The following is a 2,419-nucleotide window of genomic DNA, read 5'->3' on the forward strand; positions in this document are numbered from 1 at the left end:
CTATTCCTAGAGCATTAAGCAATCCTGCTGCATCATTTGCCATATCAGCAGTCGTGTAGTTGTCTGTTGACTGACTTTTTGTACGTCCAGAATCGCGGTTATCAAACACAATGACTTGGTAATATTTCGCCAGTTCATCAAGGAACACATCCCCCCAGTCCAAAAGACTAAAGCTTAAACCCATGATCATGAGTAGTGGATATCCACTGCCTTTCACCTCGTAATAAATGCTAATATCTCCAACTTGTGTTTCTGGCATTTGAACATCCTCTCAAGATAAAAAATAGGAAAATTATTAAAATGAGTCTAGATTACTCTGTGCCTCGTGAGATGGGCATTGCCTAACTCCTAACTCCTAACTCCTAACTCCTAACTCCTTATGTCTGATTATACTTTACAAGCAAGTCGCGAATGGTGGTCACAACGGTGGCTAGAATTACTTGACTCTTATCGTTTTAAGAAGCGTTTAGAACGCGCACGCAATTACTCACGGCAAGGTAATGTTTTAAGTATCGAGTTTAAAGGCGCCAAAGTTTTAGCGAAAGTACAGGGTAGCGAAGTTGAACCATACAGTGTTTCGCTTTCCCTTGACCCTTTTAGCGATGAAGAATGGGGCTATGTAGTTGAAACGATGTCGCAAAAGGCAATTTTTGCCGCTAAACTGTTAGCTGGAGAAATGCCGCAAAATATTGAACAGGTATTTACAGCTAATGGGTTGTCACTGTTCCCATTTAGACTTTCCGACGTTAGAAGTAAATGCTCATGTCCTGATAAGGCAAACCCTTGTAAGCATGTTGCCGCTGTTTACTATCAATTGGGTGATAGATTTAGCGAAGACCCATTTGTATTATTCCAATTACGCGGACGCACGAAGGCAGAATTAATTCGCAATTTACGTAATTTGCGCGCGCATCAAACTGGTAATCTAAGTACTAATACTGAACAGGTTAATCAAGAAATCGAAGATAACGATAATGTTAATCAACTAGAAGTAATTAATACTACTGAGGCATTATCAAAAAAACAATATCCAATTAATCTTGATACTTATTGGCAATATAATCAACCTTTAGAATCTTCCTTAGTTGTAATCGTACCATCCACAGGTGAAACAATTTTGGAAGTATTAGGCTCAATTCCTTTAGCCAAAGATGAAGAAAGTACGCCAATATCAACCGCTGATATTGTTATGAGGTATTTAGACAGTGTTTATAAAGATGTCAGTCAAAAAGCAGTAATTGCTGCAATGAATGTTGGTGAAGGGAAAAATTAAATTTTTGCTAACAAAAACTTAATGTTTGCTTTAATACATTATTTATAATTAGGACGGGAGCAAGTGGCACATAAAAACCGTAGGGTGCGTGACGCTACAAAAATACTTCAACGTAGTTATAAGACTTGTAGCGTCACGCACCTACTAGAGCTATAATAAAGGTATGAAAAAGTAAAATTCAAATAAGTGATGGTGCGTAACGCTACAAGATTATTCGCTTCGTTGAAAGATTTTAATAGCGTTACACACTCTACAGTATTGGTATTGTTATCGAAGTTATATTTTTGACATATGTTTAAATGCTATAAGAGCATAGTAAGTATGTGAAACGAAGATGGAACTTCAAAGCAAAATAATTTCTGTTGAGCTTACAGATGGTACAATAGTTCGAGTTGAAGCAACTTCGATCGGTGACCGCAAAATTGGGTTGCAAACTCGACCATTTAGTGAAGTTAGCAGCACTATCGAGTCTCTAGCTAAGGAGATTTCCGAAACAGTCCAAAAAGTCAAGCCTGACAAAGCGAGTGTTAAGTTTGGTGTAGATATTGGTGTAGACTCAGGCAGGTTAACAGCTGTACTAGCTAAGGGTGCTAACACAGCTAATTTAGAAATTACTTTGTATTGGGAAAGTCATTAACTTCCCCAAAAAGCATACTCAGCACTCAGCACTCAGCACTCAGCACTCAGCACTCAGCACTCAGCACTCAGCACTCAGCACTTACAAACTTGACATTACTTCTCGCGCGGCAGCGATAGTCCGTTCAATATCTTCATCGGTGTGAGATATTGAAGTAAAACCAGCTTCAAATTGTGAAGGTGCCAAGTAAACACCGTGTTCTAACATTCCGCGATGGAAACGTCCGAATTTTGCAGTGTCGGACTTTTTCGCATCTTCGTAGCTGTGTACTGGACCTGATGTGAAGAATAAACCAAACATACCGCTAATTTGACCGCCACAAGCTTCATGACCTGTTTCTTTGGCGACTTGTAACAAGGCATCAGCTAATTTTTTGGTAATTTTATCGAGGTATTCGTAAGTACCTGGCTTTTGTAACAACTCCAATGTTTTGATCCCCGCTGTCATTGCCAGAGGGTTGCCTGATAGAGTACCCGCTTGATACATTGGCCCTGCTGGCGCCACCATTG

At 39.6% G+C, this 2,419-nt stretch carries 4 protein-coding genes and 1 pseudogene; 3 read left to right on the top strand and 2 right to left on the bottom strand.

The features are described from left to right. The coding region (locus tag AC2JBO_RS44520; protein WP_496960013.1) for an alpha/beta fold hydrolase at positions 1-259 on the bottom strand (259 nt) is incomplete at its 3' end. A 120-nt stretch (positions 260-379) separates the two neighbouring features. Here AC2JBO_RS44520 and AC2JBO_RS44525 point away from each other — a divergent pair. The 3 genes from AC2JBO_RS44525 to AC2JBO_RS44535 all read left to right on the top strand — a co-directional run bounded on the left by AC2JBO_RS44525 (position 380) and on the right by AC2JBO_RS44535 (position 2,029). Then, complete coding sequence (locus AC2JBO_RS44525; protein WP_496960014.1) at positions 380-1,273, top strand: SWIM zinc finger family protein; 894 nt, start codon at positions 380-382, stop codon at positions 1,271-1,273. 334 nt (positions 1,274-1,607) lie between these two features. Continuing rightward, positions 1,608-1,910 carry a CU044_2847 family protein gene (locus AC2JBO_RS44530; RefSeq protein ID WP_496960015.1) on the top strand — a complete coding sequence of 101 codons (303 nt, stop codon included), beginning with the start codon at positions 1,608-1,610 and terminating at the stop codon, positions 1,908-1,910. Next, positions 1,895-2,029, top strand: a complete 135-nt coding sequence (locus tag AC2JBO_RS44535; RefSeq protein WP_496960016.1) for a hypothetical protein — start codon at positions 1,895-1,897, stop codon at positions 2,027-2,029. The genes AC2JBO_RS44530 and AC2JBO_RS44535 overlap by 16 nt, the downstream gene beginning before the upstream one ends. On the opposite strand, the pseudogene AC2JBO_RS44540 reads toward AC2JBO_RS44535, so the two are convergent. Next, a pseudogene (locus AC2JBO_RS44540) lies at positions 1,992-2,419 on the bottom strand (aspartate aminotransferase family protein); the annotation flags it as partial. The gene AC2JBO_RS44535 and the pseudogene AC2JBO_RS44540 sit on opposite strands and share 38 nt — an antisense overlap.

The sequence above is a fragment of the Calothrix sp. CBUCES-K 9914 genome (assembly GCF_059640475.1).